This window comes from Mastigocoleus testarum BC008 (assembly GCF_001456025.1).
GTDB lineage: Bacteria > Cyanobacteriota > Cyanobacteriia > Cyanobacteriales > Nostocaceae > Mastigocoleus > Mastigocoleus testarum.
The window spans coordinates 36,480-60,768 of record NZ_LMTZ01000140.1 but is presented as its reverse complement, the minus strand read 5'-3'; the positions used below and the strand labels follow the sequence as shown (position 1 = coordinate 60,768).

The 24,289-nt window shown below is 36.6% G+C and carries 14 protein-coding genes and 1 pseudogene; 7 read left to right on the top strand and 8 right to left on the bottom strand.

Going from position 1 to position 24,289, the window contains the following annotated elements:
• Positions 1-361 precede the first annotated feature (361 nt).
• The 4 genes from BC008_RS37285 to BC008_RS37270 all read right to left on the bottom strand — a co-directional run bounded on the left by BC008_RS37285 (position 362) and on the right by BC008_RS37270 (position 4,648).
• Complete coding sequence (locus tag BC008_RS37285) at positions 362-928, bottom strand: hypothetical protein (RefSeq protein WP_027841552.1); 567 nt, start codon at positions 926-928, stop codon at positions 362-364.
• 32 nt (positions 929-960) lie between these two features.
• Entirely contained in the window at positions 961-1,233 is a 273-nt protein-coding gene (locus BC008_RS37280; protein ID WP_027841551.1) for a LapA family protein, read from the bottom strand.
• A gap of 145 nt (positions 1,234-1,378) precedes the next feature.
• Positions 1,379-2,818: a phosphoglucomutase/phosphomannomutase family protein gene (locus BC008_RS37275; protein ID WP_027841550.1), complete on the bottom strand. Its 1,440-nt coding sequence runs from the start codon at positions 2,816-2,818 to the stop codon at positions 1,379-1,381.
• Between the two features lie 159 nt (positions 2,819-2,977).
• A complete protein-coding gene (locus BC008_RS37270) occupies positions 2,978-4,648 on the bottom strand; it encodes a transglutaminase domain-containing protein (RefSeq protein ID WP_027841549.1) in 1,671 nt (556 codons plus the stop codon).
• A 331-nt stretch (positions 4,649-4,979) separates the two neighbouring features.
• Here BC008_RS37270 and BC008_RS37265 point away from each other — a divergent pair, with 331 nt between their 5' ends.
• Positions 4,980-7,832 (top strand): cation-translocating P-type ATPase, encoded by a 2,853-nt coding sequence (locus tag BC008_RS37265; protein ID WP_027841548.1) that lies wholly within the window; start codon positions 4,980-4,982, stop codon positions 7,830-7,832.
• Entirely contained in the window at positions 7,825-8,061 is a 237-nt protein-coding gene (locus BC008_RS50890; RefSeq protein WP_201026216.1) for a hypothetical protein, read from the top strand. The genes BC008_RS37265 and BC008_RS50890 overlap by 8 nt, the downstream gene beginning before the upstream one ends.
• 180 nt (positions 8,062-8,241) lie before the next feature.
• On the opposite strand, the gene BC008_RS37255 is transcribed toward BC008_RS50890, so the two are convergent.
• A complete protein-coding gene (locus BC008_RS37255; protein ID WP_058184454.1) occupies positions 8,242-9,336 on the bottom strand; it encodes a hypothetical protein in 1,095 nt (364 codons plus the stop codon).
• A gap of 753 nt (positions 9,337-10,089) precedes the next feature.
• Positions 10,090-10,498: pseudogene (locus BC008_RS51850) on the bottom strand (Clp protease N-terminal domain-containing protein); the annotation flags it as partial.
• Positions 10,499-11,083: 585 nt separating this feature from the next.
• Here BC008_RS51850 and ppsA point away from each other — a divergent pair.
• From ppsA to BC008_RS37225, 5 genes are all read left to right on the top strand, one after another.
• Positions 11,084-13,588: a phosphoenolpyruvate synthase gene (ppsA, locus tag BC008_RS37245; protein WP_027843879.1), complete on the top strand. Its 2,505-nt coding sequence runs from the start codon at positions 11,084-11,086 to the stop codon at positions 13,586-13,588.
• A 589-nt stretch (positions 13,589-14,177) separates the two neighbouring features.
• Positions 14,178-15,737, top strand: a complete 1,560-nt coding sequence (locus BC008_RS37240; RefSeq protein WP_027843878.1) for a dolichyl-phosphate-mannose--protein mannosyltransferase — start codon at positions 14,178-14,180, stop codon at positions 15,735-15,737.
• A 1,057-nt stretch (positions 15,738-16,794) separates the two neighbouring features.
• Positions 16,795-19,122, top strand: coding sequence for a sensor histidine kinase (locus BC008_RS37235; RefSeq protein WP_082650721.1), 2,328 nt, complete (start codon positions 16,795-16,797; stop codon positions 19,120-19,122).
• 13 nt (positions 19,123-19,135) lie between these two features.
• Entirely contained in the window at positions 19,136-19,543 is a 408-nt protein-coding gene (locus BC008_RS37230) for a response regulator (RefSeq protein WP_201026217.1), read from the top strand.
• Between the two features lie 76 nt (positions 19,544-19,619).
• Complete coding sequence (locus tag BC008_RS37225; RefSeq protein ID WP_027843875.1) at positions 19,620-20,795, top strand: hybrid sensor histidine kinase/response regulator; 1,176 nt, start codon at positions 19,620-19,622, stop codon at positions 20,793-20,795.
• A gap of 14 nt (positions 20,796-20,809) precedes the next feature.
• On the opposite strand, the gene BC008_RS37220 is transcribed toward BC008_RS37225, so the two are convergent.
• Entirely contained in the window at positions 20,810-21,649 is an 840-nt protein-coding gene (locus tag BC008_RS37220) for a hypothetical protein (protein WP_027843874.1), read from the bottom strand.
• Between the two features lie 916 nt (positions 21,650-22,565).
• Positions 22,566-24,287 (bottom strand): VWA domain-containing protein, encoded by a 1,722-nt coding sequence (locus BC008_RS37215; RefSeq protein ID WP_027843873.1) that lies wholly within the window; start codon positions 24,285-24,287, stop codon positions 22,566-22,568.
• Positions 24,288-24,289: the final 2 nt, after the last annotated feature.

Here is a 24,289-nt window from a genome sequence, read left to right as displayed (position 1 = left end):
AGAGCAAGAAAAATTCTTGGGAAGTTATTTTTTCGAGTTTCCTTATTTAAAACTTTGATAGGTTATCTCCTGTAAATAGGATATTTTGTAGCTCTTGTGCAACGTACCTTATTGATGATGAGAATTTTAAAATAAGTCTATGCTTTCCAATTTATGTCCAAGTAAAAATTTCAATTATTCAGTATCTACTATGCCAACTATTAGTTAAAAATTATAGATGACTTTAAAACTAAAGTCTAAATCTTCAGATGATGTCAAAAGAATAAAATATTAACAAATCAAGCTAACTTTTGTTTTACAGTAGCCTTTTCAGAAAATTGCTTATAGTATTTAGCATAATATGAACTGAAAAAGCAAAATTTCATTTAAAGCGTTTCCCTGTAACAAAAATATAAATAAACACAAGCGTGAAAAAAAATAATTCAAAAAGATTAACCCATATAAGTTGATCTCTGTATGTCGATGACCACAAGTTTATATTCCCAACTACTATAGAAATAAAAGCAAGAAGAAAAAAAAGAGCTATGATTATGAGATAATTCCATTGAAGCTGAGGAGTACCGGAAATTCCATTAGAATTTCGCAAGTAAGTTTCCCATGATAATGGTTTTGTTTCATTTGGATATTGAGATAAAAATTTTTGATTTATTTTCTCCTCCAGTTGTAGTAAAAAGTAACCTGCTCTAATCATTCTTGCCACTTCCCCAATCCAGATAATAAGCACTGCATAGCATATAAGAGGAAGAAGCACTAGAAAAACTATAGATGCCAAATTAATCTGATTCCAGGATGTAAATCCAGCACCTATAACAACTCCTACAGATCCTAACCCAAAACGTAGTACAGATTGCTGTGTTTGCATAGCAAGTAAGCTTTCAGCACGTAATGTTCTGTACTCTTCGAGAACTACGTCAATCCACTCGGTCACTTAGCTACTCCTTATTTTACGATTAGCTTTATTCAATATTCTCCATCATCAACAAAAAAATCAGCATCATCGTCATACCTAGATTTACCAGAACTTATGAAATTCCACACGGGTTGTAATATCGCCATACCTACAATCCCGATCGCAAAACTAAAGGCTAGTACTAAACCAAAAGGAATTCTAGCTGATTCTAAACCAAAAAATCTTAAATATACTAGTTCAGCATTTTGAACGGAGACGATCGCAATAAACAATACTAAACAAGCAATTAATATAGATATCAGCAAGCTTACAAAATTTTTCATTGATCACTCATTACTCATTACTTATTACTTATTACTTATTACTCATTACTCATAATGGTTTGGTGGAGAGACGCGACAGAGCCTGCGGCGTCGGCGTTAGCCTCTGGCGCGTCTCAACATAATTCATCAAAATTAGCTCATAAAATCAAGCTGTTACAGGCTGAATTTGATGAATTTTGTTGTCCATTTCTTGAGCAAGTTGGTCTAATTTTTGAGCGGAGTTAGTTTCCATATAAACCCTTACCAAAGGTTCGGTTCCTGATGGACGTAGTAATACCCAACTACCTTCTTCTAAATAAAGTTTAACGCCGTCTTTACGCCCTACTTCTTTAACTTTAATTCCTGCTACTTCTGAAGGAGGATTTTTAGTATAAGATTCCATCACAGCTAATTTATGGCTGTCGGTAAGGTGTAAATCCAAGCGCTTGTTGTATAGGGGACCGTCAGCTTCTGCAATCGCTTCTTTGACGAGTTCGCTTAAGGGTTTACCTTCATAAGCAATAGCTTCTGCGACTAACATGTCCGCTAAAACACCATCTTTCTCAGGAATATGACCGAGTACGCTTAAACCACCCGATTCTTCTCCACCTATTAAAACGGTGGTTTCCCGCATTTTGGCACCAATATATTTAAATCCTACTGCTGTTTCAAATAATTCTAGACCATACTTTTTGGCAAAATTATCTAATAGGTGAGTGGTAGCAACAGTACGAACAATAGCTCCTGTCAAACCCTTATTCTTCATCAGGTGACGTGCGAGCAATAGTAAAACTGTGTTGGGAGTGAGAACATTACCCAGTTCGTCCACAACTCCAAAGCGATCACTATCCCCATCAGTTGCTAAACCTAAAGCAGCTTTATCTTTCTTAACGGCTTCCACTAACCCTACAAGTTGTTCTCCTTTGGGTTCAGGCATTCCTCCACCAAATAATACATCGCGGTGGGTATTGAAACTTTCCAATTCGCAACCACAATGCTCTAAGACTTCATCTAAATAACCGCGAGAAGTGGAGAATAAAGCGTCATATTTTACTTTTAGCTTAGCGCTGCGAATTTTATCCACATTCAGAAGATTGTAGATAAACTTCATGTATTCTGGTTTGGGGTCAAAGCTGGAAATGGAACCCGAAGGATTACCAGAAGGAAGAGCATCCGATGCATCTGCAATATTCGCAACAATGGTATCAGTAATTTCAGGTGTTGCTGGACCAGCATAATCAGGAATATATTTAATTCCACAGTAGGGTGCTGGATTATGACTAGCGGTAAACATTAATGCACCAGCCGAGTTAAGATGGCGAGCATTATAAGCAATTACCGGTGTGGGGCAATCCCGCTCGCTAACTTTTACATTCCAACCCAAATCAGCTAAAACTTCCGCTGATGTTTGGGCAAATTTATCAGCTAGAAAGCGAGTATCATAAGCAATCAGTACGGGTCGGTCTTTTGTATAAGCTTTCTCTAAATAACTGGCGATCGCTCTTGTGACTTTGCGTACATTTGGGAATGTAAAGTCATCAGCGATAATTCCTCGCCAGCCGTCTGTACCAAATTTTATCTTAGTAGTATTGCTATCAGCGCTCATTGATGCCACCATTACTCATCCATCATCAATACTACAGGATGGTCACTGGTGATTGGTGGAGTATCACTTGTCATTTGTTACTTGTTACTTATTACTGATCGCTTTTGGCTGCAAATTTACGAACAAAGTAAAAATTACAAATAACAAATGACAAATGAACTACAGAGGAGGTAATTCTTCTAAGATTGTAAATCTAATATGATTGATAGCCAGGTCGCCAATGGCTACATCTTCTTTGGTAAGTCGTTTACCATTACTAGTAAGAGTTTCAAAGGTAATGCCTTTACCAATTTCAATGTGATACCAGCACAAACCCATGAAAAATCTTGTGGGGTAGGGACCGCGACTATCCGTATCGTCGGTGTTTGATTCCATTGGTAACCAACCATAGCCGGGCACATAAAACTCCAACCATACGTGATTGTAATCCGGTTGTAAAGGAACACCCTTTTGATCGGGGTGGGGTGGACATTTGTAACGACCAACGGTACGACAAGGAATACCATTCAATCGACACAATGCTAATAAAACACCAACATACTCACCGCAGGAACCTACACCCCTTTCTAAAACAACGTCAGGGGTATCAATATACGGTTTAATCCCGTAGGATAGTTCGTCATAAACATAGTTACGAATGCTGTACATTTTTCGTAACAGATTTGTTTCCCGCCCAACAGCTTCATTTGCAGCGTGACGAACGATTGCTGTGTCCATAGCTAATTCGTCATCATCCACCAAATAGCGTTCGTGAAATTCCGCCGGGGGGTTGGGTATATTTTCCACATCTGGGGGCGTTATGCGGTATTTTACACCTCTAACCTCTAGGAGCGCCTTCCAACCAAATAAATGTCGTTCCCCAGGGGTGAGGGTTTCAAATTTAAATACTGCTACACTTTGCCCATCAATTAGTTCTTCAGTAAAAGGTAAACCTATAGGTTCGACACTTCTAACTTTTTGACGATCAGTGTTTGAAGGTAAAGCAATTCGCCATTCTAAATCTTGTAGGTATACCTCATCTAGAGGTGAAATCTCCTCCGCATAGGACATTTCAATTAAATACCCATTAGAGAGCGCACAACGTTTTTCCGGGTCGTAATGGTAATGTAGAGGATGAATGAAAGTGCGATCGCGACGGGCGACTTCATAACTGGGGTCGGCGTTTGGGTTATCGCGAATGTAAGTTTCATCGGAAGCATAAGCAATGTAAATATTCTTTTGCTCCTGCTCGCCATCTTGATGAATTGCAATCCCAGTTGGCGACTCAAAAGGGGTAAGGACGCTGAAAATAATCTCTCCCGTTCCCCTATCAATCACATAAACTGTTTGTTCGAGGTTATCGCAAACCCATAGAGTTTCTTCATCGACCGCTAAATTTTCAATTCCTACACCTGGTGCATTAAAACTAGTAATTTCTCGCCGCGTATCCTTTTCAAACACCAATATTTTACCCAGCCTTTGGCAAGTAACATAAATTGCTGATTCCCAAACAGCCACACCATCAGCTTCATAGGGTAAGGTAACAAAATGTTCCAGACCCAAAGAATTGAGGTTACACAGGTATACACTATTACCCCGGGTTACCCAGAGAGTATCTTGCCAAATTGATAGACCCGTAATATCCATAAATTCCCGGGTTTGGTGGGGATTAATAATTTTTGTGTTGTCAGAAACTGGATCTATTTGTAAAAGATGTCCCCTAGGAGTGTCAATCGCAATCAGGGTATCTTTAATGAAAGCTATGCCGCAGATGGCAGCAGCACTAAGGGGTCGAATGGTCTTTTGCCCAAACATTTGGCTCGCTAGAAAACGGGGGAGTGCAAAACTCATATTAAACTGATTCACCTGAAGGGCTATTGTGCTAATGGGCGTTTTATGACTTTAATCGATTGTGGTGTAACCTGTCGGAATAAAATCTAAGATTTTAATTACTCACAATTGATGATTTAAATTGACGATTTAATGTGCTATATATTGCTAGAAATTACACAAGATAATGTACATAATTTGATAATTAGAAAAGTAAAGTTAAAAAGTTTATCTGTGTATAACATCTATAAGATATAGCCTGGAGACAGGGAAAATGTAAATTTAGGTGATGCTTTTCCCGCTATCACTAAATTATGATCGAATTTTGTAACCATTTCCTTTAATCTACAAGATGTCTGCTAATTCTCTGCCTGAAAATATTGCTGCTTGGCATACTTTGGAAGTTGATGAAGCACTAGAACTGCTCTCTACTCAAGCAGACACTGGTTTAGCGCCTCAAGAAGTTAACTCGCGGTTGCAAAAATATGGTGCTAATGAATTAGAAGAAGCTGGCGGACGCAGTGCTTGGGAAATTTTGGTAGATCAGTTCAAGGACATTATGTTGTTGATGCTGATTGCTGTTGCCATTATTTCTGGGGTATTAGACCTTGTTGCTTGGCGATCGGGTACATTACCTGCCGGTGAAATTCCTTTCAAAGATACAATTGCGATTATGGCGATTGTGATCCTAAATGGAATTCTTGGTTATATCCAAGAAAGTCGTGCTGAGAAAGCCCTTGCAGCCCTCAAACAACTTGCTTCTCCTAATGTTCGCGTAATTCGTGACGGTAATACCCTGGAAGTAACGGCAAAGGAATTGGTGCCAGGGGATATTATGTTGATCGAAGCTGGAGTACAACTTGCTGCAGACGGTCGCTTAATTGAAGAATCTAATTTACAAATCCGGGAGTCGGCATTAACTGGAGAAGCTGAAGCGGTTAATAAACATGCTAAGAAACCATTGTCGGAAGAGTCTTCCTTGGGTGATCGCGTAAATATGGTTTTCCAAGGTACAGAAGTTCTTCAAGGACGAGGAAAGGTTCTAGTTACCGGTACCGGGATGAAAACCGAACTGGGCAAAATAGCCGAAATGTTGCAGTCGGTTGAAGCGGAAGATACGCCACTGCAGCAACGTATGAGCCAATTAGGTAATGTTTTGGTAACTGGTTCTTTAGTCCTGGTTGTAATTTCTATTGGTATTGGTTTATTGATGGGTGGAAACTTCATAGATTTAGTGGAAGTTTCTTTGAGTATGGCTGTGGCGGTTGTTCCAGAAGGTTTACCGGCAGTAATTACGGTAACTTTGGCGTTGGGTACTCAACGTATGGTACGCCGTAATGCCCTAATTAGAAAATTACCCGCAGTAGAAACTTTGGGCTCTGTAACTACCATTTGTTCGGATAAAACCGGTACTCTGACCCAAAATAAAATGGTGGTTCAGTCAACTTTTGTCGGTAAAGAATATTTCAGTGTCAGTGGGGAAGGTTATGCTCCATCGGGAGAGTTTTTGTTAGATGAACGAACAATAATCCCCGAAGAATATCCAGAGATACCACCCTTAATGGTGGCTTGTACTGTTTGTAATGATGCCATCCTGCAGCAAGAAAAAGGGGAATGGAAAATCTTAGGAGACCCGACAGAGGGAGCCTTAGTAACTTTGGCTGCAAAAGCTGGATTTGAAAAAGATCAATGGGATACTAAACTACCCCGTGCAAGCGAATTTCCTTTTTCCTCAGAACGAAAGCGAATGAGCGTGATTTGCCAGGTGGAGGAAGTTGAAACAGGTTTTTCGCCCATTCGAGATGTTGACCCCCAAATTAGTAATTTATTGGCAGACGAAAGTCATTTAATGTTTACCAAGGGGTCGCCAGAAATAATTTTGTCCCTTTGCGATCAAGTTTTCTTGGGTGGAAATTCTGTCCCTCTCACCGAAGAGCAACGAAAACAAATTTTAGCAGCTAATAATAAAATGGCGGGTGAAGGTCTTCGAGTGCTGGGTTTTGCTTTTAGAGCATTAGCAAAAGTTCCTTCCGAAGCTTCAGAAAAAGAAGTCGAGCAACAATTAGTCTGGCTGGGATTGACCGGTATGTTGGATGCACCTCGCCCAGAAGTAAGGGCTGCAGTCCAAGAGTCCCGCGATGCCGGAATTAGACCTGTAATGATTACTGGCGACCATCAGTTAACTGCTAGAGCAATTGCTACCGATCTGGGAATTGCTAATGGAGGGGACCGGGTGCTCACCGGTCAAGAATTACAACGAATGAGCGACCAAGAACTAGAGCAAAATGTTGACTTAGTAAATATTTATGCCAGAGTCGCTCCCGAACACAAATTAAGAATCGTTAAAGCCTTACAAAACCGGAATAAATTTGTGGCGATGACCGGTGATGGTGTAAACGATGCTCCCGCGCTCAAACAAGCTGATATTGGGATAGCCATGGGTATTACTGGTACTGACGTCAGTAAAGAAGCCAGTGACATGGTGTTGTTAGATGATAACTTTGCAACAATTGTATCGGCGACCAAGGAAGGTAGAGTAGTTTATACCAATATCCGTCGTTTCATTAAATATATTTTGGGTAGTAATATTGGTGAGGTTTTGACCATTGCTGCAGCACCTTTATTGGGGCTTCCAGATGTTCCCCTCACACCCCTACAAATTCTATGGATGAATTTAGTGACAGATGGTTTACCTGCTTTAGCTTTAGCTTTAGAGCCAGCCGAACCAGATGTGATGAAACGTCCACCTTTCAGTCCGCGTGAAAGTATTTTTTCTCGGGGTTTGGGTTTTTATATGATCCGGATTGGGATTATTTTTGCAATTATTACAATTATTCTCATGATGTGGGCTCATTCTCACGTCCAGTCTGTTGGTGTAAATGGACTGAGTCCCGAGCGCTGGAAAACGATGGTATTTACAGCTTTATGCATCGCTCAAATGGGTCATGCGATCGCGATTCGTTCCAATAGCAGGCTGACAGTTGAAATGAATCCATTTTCTAATCCCTATGTTTTAGCTGCAGTAACTGTAACCACGATTCTCCAGTTGATGCTAGTTTACGTCCCCCCCCTCAGGGGATTCTTTGGTACCCACGCCTTAAGTTTGTCTGAATTAGGTATTTGTCTTGGTTTTAGTGCGCTGATGTTTGTTTGGATTGAAGGTGAGAAATTATTTTTAAGGATTATTGGCAAAAAAAGTGTTTAGATTTTTGGAGTTAGGAGTCAGGAGTCAGGAGTCAGGAGTCAGGAGTCAGGAGTCAGGAGTCAGGAGTCAGGAGTCAGGAGTCAGGGGTCAGGAGTCAGGAGTCAGAAGTCAGGAGTCAGAAGTCAGGAGTCAGAATTCAACTCTCAGAATCGACAAAAAACAAATAACTAAAACACCGATCGCTTTAGCCATTGGGGGCGTTATTCACAAACTTTTAGGATTCACCTAAATTCCTTTTTGCAGTACATTTACTCTACAAAATAGTTTGCAGTATTCATTATCTGGATTAGTGAATTGCAAGTTACAGTAATCGCCGTCGTATTTTTAAGACATGTTTGTGCTCCCTATTCCCTTTAAACCAAAATATTTGTTCTAAATTAATTGTCCATTACTAAAGTAAAGGGTATTTCTACTCCTTTCTTCTGTCTTCTGACTCCTGAGTTTTGCTATTAATATCAAAAAACTCAATGGTACCAACAAATTCAAAAATCTGTTGTTTGATTTCTTTTGCAAGAGTTTCAGTATTTTCAAAGCCTTTGCTGTCTTTAAAATAATGTTGCTTGCTAATTACATACAAAAAATTATGTTTCTTAAAAATTAACAGCCCTCGGTAAGCATTTTTTTTCGCACCCGAACCATTACTTTCTTGATGAGTAACTGTCGACACATCAGGCATATAAATTAAAATGAAATATGCCCCCGACATTACTTGTTCGATAAATTCACTATACTCAACTTTTGACTTGGGTAAATTAGCGACTATTCCCCAAGGTACATACTTATCTAAAAGAACGTGGGGTAAATAGTCTTTTAACCCCAAAGACTCAATTTTGTTCGCTTGCTTCTGAGAAATAAGATAATAGTCAATTCGCAATAAAGTAGCAAAGTTATCAGAAAACTCGACCATTCCTTCTTGAAACTGAAGTTTGCCCCCTTTATCAGCCAGAACAGGAATTTTTAGACGAAAATTACCCAGGGGCGAACTATAAACTTTGTCATGAAAGTTTTCCAAAATAATCGTTTCATATTCATCATCGACATAAGATGTTTCTGCTTCTTTAATCGCCGCTATCACCTCATCGATTAATTCTCCCGCTTCAGTTTCTTCTACTCCTAAGGTTTTTTGGAATTCCTTAAGTAAAGTCATCTTTGATAATGGGATAGAGAACGTTTCTTCATCTACCAATACAGAAACGCCTACCCCAAAAGCATCTAGTACTAATTCCTCTCCAATATATTTATTTGCCGTATTAAAAACTACTCCTAATTCTTGATCTTCGGCAATTTCTAGAACTCGATCGAGAATATCCAATAAATCTTCATTGGAGTATTCTTCAAAAATGTCAAACTCCCATAAGACATCAGCGAGAAAGTCAACATCTAATTCATCAAGGGAAGTATCAGCTGCTGCGACCACAACTGCGATCGCCGCGACGGCTTCTTCTGCTGTCAGTTCTTCAGAGGATACCCCAACTGCATGAAATATGTCGTCATACTGCGCCATAACTGCTCCCTGCGTCAATATCTTGATGATGATAGTCGATTAATGCTATCAATGGGTAGTTTAGCAATGCAGAAATATTTATTTTGATTTATTTTGTTTTTTGCTGGAGTTTAAAAATCGTAACTTCATGCATTTAACTGCTTTTGAGCAATTATATTAATTTAAAGAACTTAACAATTTCTGGTACTATTCGCTTACATTCTTTTACTAATTTACTATCTGGTGGTCTCTGTGCCACCGTTCCAATAATAATTTTGATTGCAGTACGAGCTACTTTTTTTACTTGTGTTTCTGCTGGATTTTGACTGGCTAATGCAAGGTTTAATATTTGTTCTAATACTTCGGTTTTATCTTCGGTTCTTAGCTCAAAATCATTCTCGATAGTAGTTTTGAGTCGATTTAATAATTCTTTTATTCCCGATTTCTCAGAAAATGATTTATCTGGTAGATCTTCGATGATTTCATTAATGTTTTTAATTGAAAATAGTTGATCATCTTGAATGCTATCTTTAATCTCCCTAATTTCATTAATTAATTTTTGGGCTTCTATCAATATTGTATCTAAACGTTCTATTTTATCTTCAACAACTGCAGTTTTGATAAATATATCGCTGTGGTAAAAGTCTGGAATTTGTTCTGAAATTTTATTTGAGGCTTTTTCCTGTTCTAATCCTTGAGTTTTATTTGTTATCTTTGTATAGTTAATACTTGAATTAATCTGAGTTAAAAGTTGATTTAATATTTGTGCAGAGTTAAGTCCCAGATTTTGTAAAATCCTTAAGGAAACTCCTTCCCCTTCACGAATTAAAGCCAACAATAAATGTTGAGTATCGACATATTCTTGATGTAATTGGCTAGCTTCATGATAAGAAAGTTCAATTACGTTGGTAGCTCTTTGAGTAAAAGGGGCTTCTCCGACAAAAGAACCAGAGCCTCGACCAATACTTTTTTCTACCTCTATTCTGGCATCTTTAAGAGTTATACCTAAAGATTTTAAGAGATTGGCAGCAACTCCTTTCTCTTCCGCAATTATTCCTAACAATATACTTTCTGTTCCAACAAAATTATGACCCAATCGTTTGGCTTCAGCTTGGGCTAGTATAATTACTTGTTTTGCTTTCTCAGTAAAATTTTCCAAATTATTTGCTCCTAAAATGACCATATAAGTTACAGATAATCAATGATAATGAGAACAAAAAATTAGAGTTTTTTGATTTTTTTATTTTGTTTTAGTTTTAATTAATTTACCAAAAGTTATACTTTTCGTTTGCGGATTTTAATTGAGACTGAAAGTAAGATTTTTAGATTCTTTGTAGCTGGATATAATTCACCTATAAATTATCCTGGGTAGGATATTTTTACAGATAGTTAATATTGATTCTGTATTAATTTTTATTTTCCTTTTGGTTTTATCTTTTTTGCAAAGCAAGGTTTTAGCTAGGCAAATAAGGTAGCTACCTGAAATTACACACAACCTAAATTTTGCTGCAACAGTTACTCTAGAAAGCATGCTTTGTCGTGAATTCACCTATAGCTTCTATTTTGATGCAGTGGGGGACAATAAATTTAAGCTTGACAAATGCAAGCGCCATTCTAGCTTTGAGGAAGTGCTCAAAAACCATGCTTTTAAAATTTGAATTAAATTAAAGATAAGGCGAACGGTTAATAAGTAGACAGACTAGCTTTCATAAGCTGTCTTGAAATATATCTAAATAATCAGTGTGTTTACTAGCATAGGTAATTACTGATGGTTAAAACATCTCAGTATCAACTATCTGAAGATTCTCAAGAACAGTCCCTTGTCCTTTGGTTTAACGAAATCGGCATCAATGATATTGAGTTAGTTGGTGGTAAAAATGCATCCTTGGGAGAAATGATTCGGCAGTTAACTCCTCGAGGTGTAAATGTTCCTACTGGTTTTGCTACCACAGCCCATGCATACCGCTATTTTATTGAGTCAGCTGGTTTGGAAGAACAATTGCGATCGCTATTTGCTGACCTAGATGTGGAGGATGTCAACAATTTACGGCAAAAAGGACGAAAAGCAAGGGATTTACTGTTGCATACTCCGTTTCCTCAGGAGTTAAGAACTGCGATCGCCCAAGCTTATGAAGTTTTATGCAGACAGTACAACCCAGATACAGATGTAGCCGTTCGTTCTAGTGCAACAGCAGAAGATTTACCAGATGCAAGTTTTGCGGGACAACAAGAAACTTATTTAAATGTGAGAGGTGTACGAGGGGTTCTAGCTGCTTGTCATCGCTGTTTTGCTTCTTTATTTACCGACCGTGCAATTTCCTATCGTTACACTAAGGGGTTCGATCATCTTAGCATCGCTCTGGCTGTAGGCGTACAAAAAATGGTGCGCTCCGATCTAGCATCCTCTGGAGTGATGTTTTCCATCGATACTGAAACAGGTTTCCAAAATGCAGCTTTGATTACTGCTGCTTATGGTTTAGGGGAAAATGTGGTTCAAGGCGCGGTTAATCCAGATGAGTACTATGTGTTTAAACCAACTTTAAAAACCGGTCATAGTCCAATTTTAGATAAGAAGTTGGGCAGTAAAGAATTACAAATGGTTTATGATGACGGCTCCAAGTTTACCAAAAATATTCCAGTTCCTGGGGTTTTACGAAATAGGTTTGTTCTCAATGATGATGAAATTTTACAGTTGGGACGTTGGGCTTGTTTAATTGAAGACCATTATTCCCAAGTTCGCGGTACCTATTCCCCAATGGATATTGAATGGGCAAAAGATGGTATTACCAATCAATTATTTATTGTTCAAGCCCGTCCAGAAACCGTACAGTCACAAAAAAACCAAACTGTTTTACGGAATTACCGTTTTCGAGGGATAGGGAACAAGGGACAAGGGATAAGGGAGAGAGGAGAAGAAAATATTAATGGAGAACAGGGGGGTATACCCACTCCTTTAGTTACTGGACGAGCAGTAGGGGAAGCGATTGCTCACGGTAAAGTCAAGGTAATTTTAGATGTAGCAAGAATAGACCGATTTGAAACTGGCGATGTATTAGTAACGGATAGAACTGACCCGGACTGGGAACCGGTCATGAAACGCGCAAGTGCAATTGTCACGAATTCCGGAGGAAGAACCTGTCATTCAGCAATTATTGCCAGAGAATTGGGAGTTCCTGCAATTGTTGGGTGTAATGATGCGACAGAAGTTTTAAGAACAGGTCAAGAGGTAACAGTTTCTTGCGCTGAAGGTGAGGAAGGAAAAGTCTATCCTGGTTTAATACCATTTGAAATCGAAGAAAATAATATAGAAGATTTACCCTGCACTCGTACCCAAATTTTAATGAATGTGGGTAATCCTCAAGAAGTTTTTAGTTTGTCAGCAATTCCTAGCGATGGAGTCGGTTTGGCGCGGACGGAGTTTATTATTGCTAACTACATTCAAACCCACCCAATGGCATTACTTTACTTCGATAGTTTAGAAGATGAGTTTGCCAAAAGCAAAATTGCTCAAATGACGGCGCTCTACAATGATAAACCCAGCTACTTTGTGGAAAAATTAGCCCAAGGTATTAGCAGAATTGCCGCCACATTCTATCCTAAACCAGTAATCGTGCGTATGTCCGACTTCAAAAGTAATGAATACGCAAATTTATTGGGAGGAAAACAATTTGAACCCAAGGAAGAAAACCCAATGTTGGGCTGGCGGGGAGCAGCCCGCTATTATGATGAAGGCTATAAAGAAGGTTTTGCCCTGGAATGTAAAGCGATCGAGCAAGTCAGGGGAAAAATGGGTTTAACTAACGTTATTCCAATGATTCCTTTTTGCCGTACTCCCGAAGAAGGACGTTTGGTGCTGGAAGAAATGGCACATAATGGTTTGCGTCAGGGTGAAAATGGTTTGCAAGTGTATGTAATGTGCGAGTTACCCAATAATGTGATTTTGGCTTCCCAATTTGCAGAAATATTTGATGGGTTTTCTATTGGTTCCAATGACTTAACCCAGTTGACCTTAGGAATAGATAGAGATTCAGCCTTGGTCGCCAAGTTATTTGATGAACGCAGCCAGGGTGTAAAGCAAATGATACTTTTAGCAATCCAAGCAGCAAAAAAACATAACCGTAAAATAGGAATTTGTGGTCAAGCACCCAGTGATTATCCAGAATTTGCCAGATTTTTAGTTGAAGCTGGAATTGACTCTATCAGTCTCAACCCAGATTCGGTATTGAAAACCATCTTAGAAATCGCTGAAGTTGAAAAGGAAATTGGAGATTAACAAAAATAATAGACACCTCCAAGGGAGTATATTATCCGGAAAGTATTAATAGGTAAGTAATACAGCTAAAAAAATACCCCAAAATAGAAGTAATTTTTTGCCATTAGTTAAAAAGTGAATCCGAGAAATAATAGTCGGTGCTATCCTACTTAAACACCCTGCAGATTAAAATCACTAATTACAGTTATCAGTTAACAGTTGACTGTTGAAAGTGAAAAATAATTATTAGTATCTTGCCCATCTCCAGGATGAAGTGCGGTAAAAAGCTGTTTTTGTCAATTACGTCTGTACTATGATTCCTCTTGGAATATTCATTTCTTTGGAGGTGAGGGCTAGAAATTCTATTCCCGTGTTCTAAGAGGATGTTTTCAAAGCATCGTTCTCGGTAAGTTTCTGTGTGTATCCTTAAATTTCTCAAAACCTTAAATTCCATCTTAATAAGGACTTAGAGGGATTTAAAAAGTTTTTGAGTTTAATGAATTATTTATTAACTTACAGCTTGAACTAACTTAATAGCTTGAACACACATCTTCTTAGTAATCGGAGAAAGACTAAAAACTAATGGCAAATCATCAGTAATCGATAACAAATGATTAAAAAATGGTTTTGGATAAGCATAGCCGGAATATTTATACTTTCATTTACTCTGCGCTTTTGGGAACTCCAAAGGTTTAACACCTTAGTTTTTGATGAAGTGTATTATGCAAAATTTGCCCATAACTATCTCAATAATGTCTCGTTTTTTGACGGTCATCCGCCCTTAGGCAAATATATTATCGCCATTGGTATTTGGTTGGGCGATCTGCTCCCATTTGGAAAAGATACCGTTAATGGATTAACCGGTGCAATGCGATCGCCTTGGAGTTATCGCTGGATCAATGCTTTCTGTGGTGCATTTATTCCTCTGATTGTGACAGCAATTACTTATCAAGTAAGTAGGCGGAGAATTTTTGCTGTTGTAGCTGGCTTATTTACCGCCTGCGATGGCATTTTTCTTGTAGAGTCACGTTACGCCCTAATTAATCAATATCTAGTAATTTTTGGATTATTGGGACAATTATGTTTATTATTAGCCCTGAATAGTTATCAGAAGAAAAGAATTATTTGGCTGCTACTTTCCGGTATTGCTTTTGGAGCTTCCGCAGCTACTAAATGGAATGGTTTATTTTTTCTATTGGCAGTTTATCTTTTATGGGCAATTGTTTGGTTATTTCAATTTCTGTCAAGATTTAACTTTAAGAAGTTAGGATTACAGCTAGAAGATTATTTAGAAAGATTTCTTGAATTAGGTTTTTTTAAGTGGTTATGGTATTTACTATTTGCTCCTGACAGATTGGATAGAGCGAGGGACGTTCGGTATTTTCGTAGAGGTTATATTCATCCCCTTCAAAATTTAACTCAGTTTGGTGTCGGGCAAATGGTAATCTTCTTTGGTATTTTACCCGTCATCGTTTACAGCATACTTTGGGTTCCACATTTATTATTAGATACTAAATTCGGTTTTATTGAAGTCCATCAGCGGATTTGGCAATTTCATCATCGCCTGGGTGGTAATAATTCAGACGTACATCCCTACTGTGCAGCTTGGTATAAGTGGCCACTAATGATGCGTCCGATCGCTTATTTTTATCAAAGAGCACAGTCGGTTGACGACCCTTTACCCGTAATGGGACCACACTTAAATAAAGTCGGTGGGAAAATAATTTATGATATCCATGCCATGGGAAATCCTTTACTGTGGTGGTTGGGTTTAGTAGCCTTATTTTTTCTCTTAGTAGTCCTAATTGCCCAAATATTAATTCCTTGGTTTGAAGGAAAGCGTTTTCCCTACACCGCCAACTTTAATGTGGATATTTGGATTGCTTTATATTTATTAGTCAATTATGGCGCTAATTTATTACCTTGGGTGACAGTAAATCGCTGCGTATTTATTTATCACTATATGTCGTCTGTGATATTTGTATTTATGGCATTTGCATGGTTAGTTGAATGCTGCATCAGTAGCTATTACAAGGAAACTCGCGCCCTCGGTGTAACACTTACTTTTCTTGTGATTGCTGCTTTTATTTTTTGGATGCCGCTATATTTGGGCTTACCACTTTCTCCTGAAGATTATAAATTAAGAATGCTATTTGACTCTTGGATTTAATTATTACTACTGACTGCGCTGACTGCAAATATCCATTTAGCAGAAATACACACAGAGTTTTATCCTAGGTTCGAATAGTTTCTGTTAAAGATTAGCAGTTCTAAATCGACCAACATAACAGCTGTAAAAACTCCATAACCAATATTTCTATTTCTACAACGAGATTCTTGAGGAAATAATTATCTATATATATCCACATATATCCGTAATTACACTATACATAATATTTCTTTTTTCGTAGAACGGGTACTTTCATGCAGGACTTTTCTTGATAAAGTGAATATCTGTATTTAAGTCATATAAATTATTTTTATTAGTATATGTTTTTTTAAATTTCTCAATATATACAAATGTATACAATCAAATTTAATTCATATTTTTTATCTGTATAAAGCTTAGCTGTTTGTTAAAATTTAAACTATAATTAAACACAAATGTAGAGCCTCTTTAAAATTTGAAGGCTGAAGTACATAAATTAATTTCAATTTATAAGTACATCAATTAAACTCTTGTAATCCTAATTTTGAAAGCTCTATCTATTTTTTATATCTTGTTTTAAAATTCGATTTTCAAATCATAAATAAAATATTTTCTGTTTGACTTATCGTAATTTTAGTGTTCATTAACAATTCATTCTCAAGTTTAGATATTGGATAAAATTTGATACTTGCTGCTAACTACAAAAATAACTTTCGTGATTTACAGTAATTAATTTTTTAATGCCTAGCTGGATTGAATATTATATTTTTATGGTAGTTGAATGAATATTAATGACATAAATTATATATTGACGGAATAGTAAGTTTTTACTCTTTAACAGTATTTTTTTACTTGTCATACTTGGATTAACTTTGACATTAAATTTCAAGATCTATTTCGACTTACTTCAGGTATTGAATTATTAAACTCTCTATATTAATAACATCAAAATTTTATCAAGATTAATTTTAAAGCAAATTAACACAGTAAATACATTGTATTAAATAGTAAAACTTCAATAATTGAATTTAGTGTCAATAAAATAGGTAATTTTTTTGTACATAGGAGAAGATTGATCATGAGTAATCTAGAATTTCAAGAAATTAAATTTCATGATATTCAAACTCAAGAAAATAATTCTGAAGATATAAGATTATCGGAATTAGCAGAAAGCCCCATTAATCGTAATAATAAAATTCAACCCCATGGAGTATTACTAGTATTACGAGAAACAGACCTAAAAATTTTACAAGTTAGCACTAATATCACAGAAATACTCAATATTGAACCGAATCAGATACTTGATAAGAGTCTTGAAGAATTACTAGACCCTTTTCAAATAGAGAATATCAAAAAAGGATTATTACAAGAAAGTATAGATCTGATTAATCCCAGCAAAATTTGGATGCGCAAAAAAGGTGACGATTATGCAGTTTTTGATGCTATTTTTCATCGCAATCCTCAAGGCTCTTTGATTTTAGAGTTAGAGCCAGCTTTTTCTCAAGAGAATATTCCCTTTTTAAGTTTTTATCATCTGGCAAAAGCATCAATTAGTCGTTTAGAAGAAACAGCTAATCTAGAAGATTTCTGTCAAATTATTGTCCAAGAAGTCCGAAAAGTAACAGGTTTCGACCGAGTGATGCTGTATAGATTTGATGAAGATGACCACGGTAGCGTCATCGCAGAAGAAAAGATTGATAGCTTAGAACCTTATTTAGGTTTACATTATCCAGAGTCAGATATTCCTAAACCAGCAAGAAAACTATTTTGTGCGAATTGGATTCGATTCATCCCCAATAGCCACGCAACAAATGTAGACCTAATTCCTAGTACCAATCCAACAGTCGAAAGCGCTACAGATTTAACGAATTCTATCCTCAGAAGTGCTTCTCCATGCCACATAGAATATTTGCACAATATGGGTGTTGGTGCTTCTTTAACTATTTCTTTGGTCAAAGAAGGTAGACTTTGGGGGTTGATTGCTTGTCATCACCAAAAACCCAAATATGTTTCTTACGAACTGCGAAAAGCTTGCGAATTTTTGGGAAGAGTAATATTTTCAGAAGTTTCAACAAGGGAAGAAACAGAAGATTACGATTACCGTATGAGACTGACATATATTCAATCCACATTGATTGATTATATGTCTCAGGCAGAAAATTTTATTGATGGTTTGGTTCAACAGCAACCAAATATTCTTGACCTGACTAGCGCTCAAGGTGCAGCCATTTGTTTTGGTGGTAATTGGACTACAGTAGGTGAAACACCAACAGTAGAAGAACTAAATTTTTTAGTTGGATGGTTGAAAAATAATGTAGAAACAGAAATCTTTTATACTGATTCACTCCCACGCATTTATCCCGATGCAGAAAAATTTAAAAACGTTGCAAGTGGATTGTTGGCTATTCCCATTTCTCAACGAAATTATGTATTGTGGTTTCGACCGGAAGTTATTCAAACTGTAAACTGGGGAGGCGATCCTAATAAACCTTACGATCTCAAAAAAGAACAAGATGATTTACAGCTATGTCCCCGTAAATCTTTTGACTTGTGGAAACAAACCGTTCAATTAACTTCTTTACCCTGGCGAGCTGTTGAAGTTAAAGCAGCATTAGAATTACGTAAAGCGATAGTTAACATTATTCTGCGCCAAGCAGATGAATTAGCACTATTAGCTGCTGACTTAGAACGTTCTAATGGAGAGTTGAAAAAGTTTGCTTATGTTGCTTCCCATGATTTACAGGAACCCCTCAATCAAGTAGCAAATTATGTACAACTACTAGAAATGCGCTACAAAAAATCGCTAGATGAAGACGCAGATGAATTCATCAATTATGTAGTTGAGGGTGTTAGCTTGATGCAGACTCTAATTGATGACGTCCTAGCCTATTCTAAGGTGGACATGCAAGTCGGTAATTTTCAGCGAACTGAGGTGGGAAAAGCTTTAGAACGTGCTTTAAATAACTTGCGGGGACGCATCTCTCAAAGTGAAGCAATTATTAACTATCCGGATTTGCCAATTATTTTGGCAGATGGAACGCAATTAATGCAGCTATTCCAAAATCTCATTAGTAACGCGATCAAATTCCGTAGCGAAAAACCTGTGGAAATTGATATTAATGCTTCCCGTCTTGAAGATGAATGGTTATTCAGCGTTAGAGATAATGGTATTGGTATCGATCCTCAGTTTAGCGATCGCATATTCATCATTTTTCAACGCCTACATGCTCGGGACGAATACCCAGGTACGGGTATGGGATTGGCTATATGCAAGAAAATTGTTGAATGTCATCGGGGACGAATTTGGGTAGAATCCCAACTCGGAGAAGGTGCTACATTCTACTTTACAATTCCAGTCGGAGGAGGGAAAATACGCGATCGTGAATGGAGAAATAGAAATCAATAAAAAAATAATCTTTTTGGTAGAAGACAACAAAGCAGATATTAGGTTGATTCAAGAAGCACTCAAACATAGCTCCGTACCCCATGAAATAATTACAGTCAGGAATGGGATGGATGCAATGGCTTACTTGCGCAAAGAAGGAGACTATGCGGAAGCAATTCGTCCCGACCTGATTTTGCTGGACTTAAATCTACCAAAAAAAGATGGTAGAGAGGTCTTAGCTGAAATCAAAAGCGACCCCGAACTCAAGCGTATTCCTGTAGTTGTTTTGACCACATCTCGCAATGAAGATGATATTTTTCAAAGCTACAACTTACACGTAAATTGTTACATTACCAAATCTCGTAATATCAGTGAACTATTCCAAATTGTCAAAGGAATAGAAAGTTTTTGGTTTTCGATTGCAACTTTACCATTGCATTGAAAAAGACAGGGAACAGAGAACAAGAAACAGGAAACAGGGAAAGATAATCTCGATGACAAATGACAAATGACAAATTATGTTAGGAAGCTCAGTTAACATCTTATTAATAGAAGATAATCTTGCAGATGCGAGATTTTTACATGAGGTGCTGAAGCAACCTAAATTCAAGAATTTTAGTTTGTTTCATGTTAAACGATTAAAAGAAGCTCTAAATCTTTTGGACAAATCTTCACAAGTTTCTGTCTGTTTTGATGTTATTCTGCTGGATTTAACTCTTCCAGACAGTCAAGGACTTGATTCTTTACAACCCTTAATGGAATGTGGTGTTAACTTACCAATTGTCGTACTAACAAATACTAACGACAATGAACTAGCGATAGAAGCTGTAAGACAAGGAGCACAAGATTATTTAGTTAAACGTCAGGTAAATGATGAGTCTCTTTTACGTTCTTTGAGATATGCAATCGAACGCAAGCAAACCCTTGAAAGTTTACACACTCTAAATCAAACACTCAAAGAAGAAGTTGACAAATGTACTTTAGAACTAGTCAAAGCCCAAGAACTTAATCAGTTTAAATCTGAATTTGTTTCTATTTTGTCTCATGATATTCGTAATCCCCTAAATACCATTCTTCTAACTGCAGGATTACTACAAAATAGTGACGAACAATTATCTAAAGAAAAAAAATTAACCCATTTTCAAATGATTCGCTCTGCGATTAAAAATATGGCTTTACTATTAGATGAAGCTTCATTTATTGGTAAAGCTGATACAGGTAGACTTAGATGTCAAATTTCTCAGCTAGACTTACAAGATTTCTGTAGTGAAATTATCAAAGGGAGCAAAATAAGTGCCAAATATAGAAATATTAACATCACATCTATTATTCCTGAAATAGATTTTGAAATATTTTCTGACGAAAACTTATTACGACATATTTTAGATAATTTACTCACTAACGCTGTTAAATATTCACCCCCTGGTAGCACAGTTCACTTTGAACTCAAGCTTACAGAAGAATTTATAATATTTTCTATTCAAGATTGGGGTATTGGTATCCCGAACCAAGAACAACAACAACTATTTCAACCTTTTTACCGTGCTTCTAATATTGGCATGATTCCTGGTACTGGTTTGGGATTATCAATTGTAGCAAAGTGTGTTGATGCATTGCAGGGCGAAATAGAATTCGACAGTCAAGTTGATTTAGGTACAATATTTATTGTTAAGCTACCATTGATCAAAGTTTAAATTTCTAATTATTTTTACACTTTTATTTTTTCAACTTTTGCACTATCTAGACTCAAGAAATCTCTAATTTCTTCTAGCATTTTTTCGACTTCACTGTAGTTAGAGTTGCGATACAAAGGGATTTTTCTCTTCGAATCGAGAATAAGATTAAGTTTATGAATTCCAGTATCATAATCATCACTTTCTGATTCAATAGATAAATTAAAATTATTACCAAGGGAATACTTGTTTTTTTTGAACCAAAAAACCATAAATTTTATAACTATTAGGTCTCCAGATTCACGATCAAAAATCATTTTTTCGTAGAACGGCTTCGATTCTAAAAGCGAACAGATGACAAAGAGAAAGAAGCCATAAAATATCATAACTCTTACTTTCCCTGAATTCACTTCATGGGACAAGTGGTCTATTTGCTTATTTTCGGAAATTGTTTCTTCTGAATATGTCAGCAAATGATTAATATATCTACCGGCTTTTTCTACTTCGTTCTGAAGTTTTTTTAGACTATCAAGTTTAAGTTCTTTAGTTTGAGATTTATGTTGAGTTGAATAAGTAAAAGAAGATAATTGAATCGTTCCAGGCTTATTATTTGCTATTATCTTCGTCAATGCTTCCGACTTAGTTTGCTTGTGTTCAATTTTACTCCCCTGAATAATATTGTCTTCAAATTCACATTCAAGGGATTGGGAACTTAAATGAGCGCAGTTGGATTTAATTTCTTTTTGTTTTAATTCATCAAATTTAAAAAGTGGGTAGAGTAAAAAAGGTGCAACAATAACTGAAATTATAGTATAAAATCCAGTTCGATTGATGTGAATGGTCAGTTTTTCAGATGCTTTTTGAACAGTAGTCATGGTTTTGATAGTTAATAAATATCAGTTGATAATTTAGCAGAAGAACAAATAAAAAATAACAGATTAGTATTAACTTTTAGTTTTAAGTCAGATTATATATCGCAAATTTTCTATATACTAAATTATTTATACTCAAAATTTCATAGTTTATTGAGAATCTACAATTTATGAGTTTGCCTCATAATTACTACATAAAAATTCTATGATTTTGTTTTGCTTATACTTGAGTTCTACAACTATTTAAGTTTTGGCATGGCTTTCTAAAACTTTATTGGATTAAGCTTAATTAAATTCAATTTAACTATTACGTAAACCGAATTATTGTCTTGGAAATTATTATATTGTAAATTATTTTTTGGACATTATTTCAACTCACACAGATACAGTTTAAATAACCTCCAATATAAACTATTCCCATGCTTCAGAAGCCTTACCATATACTCCATTCTGGGGGCTATTCAATGGGATAGGTGCAGAAAATAGCACCATAATTTTTATATATGCAGCATCAATTTCTAAATTTAATGCCTCTTATTTGTTTTAATTCATCGGTTTATTTGCTAAAGCTTTCGCATTAGCACCCACTAAAAATTACTCCCTTTTTGTTGGGGATTATCTCGTCCAAAATTCTCTGGTTCATAAAATTTTAAGTCACTTGCACCTGTTAAGGCCACTTAGGCTTTCAGGAGCAATATCATAATACTAGGTAAATTGGCAAAAAGCACGCCTATTTTCAAAAAATCCTCCAATTAGTATAGTCCGCAGATAACTTGAATAATCTACAAGTTTCATAATTCAAATACTACATAAAAGGCAAAATAAAAATTTAGATCATTGCTGGCTAAAATACAATTAATGACCAACTACATACCTGTAAATCCGGCCAATACAACCTGATATTAACTGGGAAACAAATTTAAAATTCCAATTGTAAATCTCTCATTAAACTTGAAATTGTCTCAGGATCGCCCTGGGAATAGTAACCACCATTCAATTGAGCTATTCGTTGCAGCACATCAGAATTGAATTCTCCATCTTCTCCATAACCAACAGTTAAAAAGGTAATCCTTTTCTCACTATTGAATCCACTACTTTTCAGTTCTTTCTCCAAATCCTGGAGAGAAATCTTTGACTCAGAGTCTTCCCCATCAGTTAATACGAGAACAGCATTAATTGTATCCGAGTGGAGATTTTGTTGCAGCCAATTACGTGCATAAATTGCAGCATCATATAGTGCGGTTCCACCATCGGCTTTTAAACTACCAATAAACTGTAAAGCTTTTTCCTGTCCTTTCTGACTTGCGTCCACAATAACAGGACGCCTAACTGCAGAATCAAAATCAATTAGAGCAATTTTTTCTCTTGGTCCCATATTACTTATGTAAGTTTGAAGAGTATTTTGAACTGCAGATAACTTATTTCCCAACATTGAAGCAGAGGAGTCAATAACCACAGCAACCAAAGAAGGTTTTTTCGCTGTTTTTTGCCAAGAATTTAGCATAGCTTCCACAACAGAAGGTTTTGGTGGGCTGAAAGAATGATATTTTGCTGTTGCTTGAACGCCAAATTCTGGAGAGAATTTTGTACCCAGACTAACTCCAGGTATACCTGGACGCAAACCTAAACTAGTTGCGATTTCTTGAACTTCGGGAGAACGGAAGTATTCAATCACTTGTTCTGCAGCTGCTTTTTCATCTGCACTTACCCAAGGAGCATTGGGTATAATCGCCCGCATATTAGAAGTAAAAGTTGACTTGGGATAGACTGCTTGATAACGATTTTTCCCTGGTTCTAAATTCGAATTAGCAGAAATAACTGAAGATTCATACACGGAACCGACAGAAGCCCAAGAGGGACCATTTTCAACCATTGCTTTTGCTAAGGAGCTAGTAGAAGAACCGTATCGAGTAATTTTACTTTGAATTTTCTTGACTTGCGGTTGATATTTTTGTACATCTGCGACTGTGATTTTTTCTGGTGATTTACCAGAAACAGCTGCAAATTGTGCAACCAAAGCTTGCAAACCAGAATTGGAACGGGTAGGCGCTGTGTGGACGTAATATACTTTGCTTGATGGACTTGAAGAATAAATATCCTGGTGAGTTTTTGCTTTAGCCAGAGATTGAAACTGATTATTTACTTTCTGTAAACCCTTGGCGATATCAGAGCGTGCCATAAATACCATAGGGCTATTTGCCAACATTGGTGAGTCAGCTACTTCAGGAATATACTTTTGACCAGGAAATAATTTATTAACTTGATAAATTAATTGACTTTGATAAATTTCACCATCAACAGAAAAAATTGTTGGGAATTCTTCTCCATCCGCTTGAAGATCACCATTTTTAAGCTTATTTGCAAGACTCACCACTTTAGCAACAACATCACCGCTACCTTTTGCTTCACAGTAAACTTTAAACTTTGTCCCATTACTTAATTCGGGTCGCGTATCATTAAATTTTTGCGTAGCTTCCTGACAAAATTCATCTAAAGCACTCCCAACTAGCAGTTTAATCTTTAACCCAGGAAAGTTATCTGTCGCATAGTTGTTGCTTTCTTCTGTTGTGCAAGCTGTAAGGAGGAAGATACTTAAGACTGTCGTAAAAAAATTAATGGATAGATGTTTTTTTTTATTCATAG

What these genes read in the sequence shown, in the direction of transcription:
- BC008_RS37265 (WP_027841548.1), top strand. Translation starts at nt 4,980, where the DNA reads ATGTCTGCTAATTCTCTGCCTGAAAATATTGCTGCTTGGCATACTTTG.
- ppsA (WP_027843879.1), top strand. Translation starts at nt 11,084, where the DNA reads ATGGTTAAAACATCTCAGTATCAACTATCTGAAGATTCTCAAGAACAG.
- BC008_RS37275 (WP_027841550.1), bottom strand. Translation starts at nt 2,818, where the DNA reads ATGAGCGCTGATAGCAATACTACTAAGATAAAATTTGGTACAGACGGC.
- BC008_RS37240 (WP_027843878.1), top strand. Translation starts at nt 14,178, where the DNA reads ATGATTAAAAAATGGTTTTGGATAAGCATAGCCGGAATATTTATACTT.
- BC008_RS37235 (WP_082650721.1), top strand. Translation starts at nt 16,795, where the DNA reads ATGAGTAATCTAGAATTTCAAGAAATTAAATTTCATGATATTCAAACT.
- BC008_RS37225 (WP_027843875.1), top strand. Translation starts at nt 19,620, where the DNA reads ATGTTAGGAAGCTCAGTTAACATCTTATTAATAGAAGATAATCTTGCA.
- BC008_RS37280 (WP_027841551.1), bottom strand. Translation starts at nt 1,233, where the DNA reads ATGAAAAATTTTGTAAGCTTGCTGATATCTATATTAATTGCTTGTTTA.
- BC008_RS37255 (WP_058184454.1), bottom strand. Translation starts at nt 9,336, where the DNA reads ATGGCGCAGTATGACGACATATTTCATGCAGTTGGGGTATCCTCTGAA.
- BC008_RS37270 (WP_027841549.1), bottom strand. Translation starts at nt 4,648, where the DNA reads ATGAGTTTTGCACTCCCCCGTTTTCTAGCGAGCCAAATGTTTGGGCAA.
- BC008_RS37220 (WP_027843874.1), bottom strand. Translation starts at nt 21,649, where the DNA reads ATGACTACTGTTCAAAAAGCATCTGAAAAACTGACCATTCACATCAAT.
- BC008_RS37215 (WP_027843873.1), bottom strand. Translation starts at nt 24,287, where the DNA reads ATGAATAAAAAAAAACATCTATCCATTAATTTTTTTACGACAGTCTTA.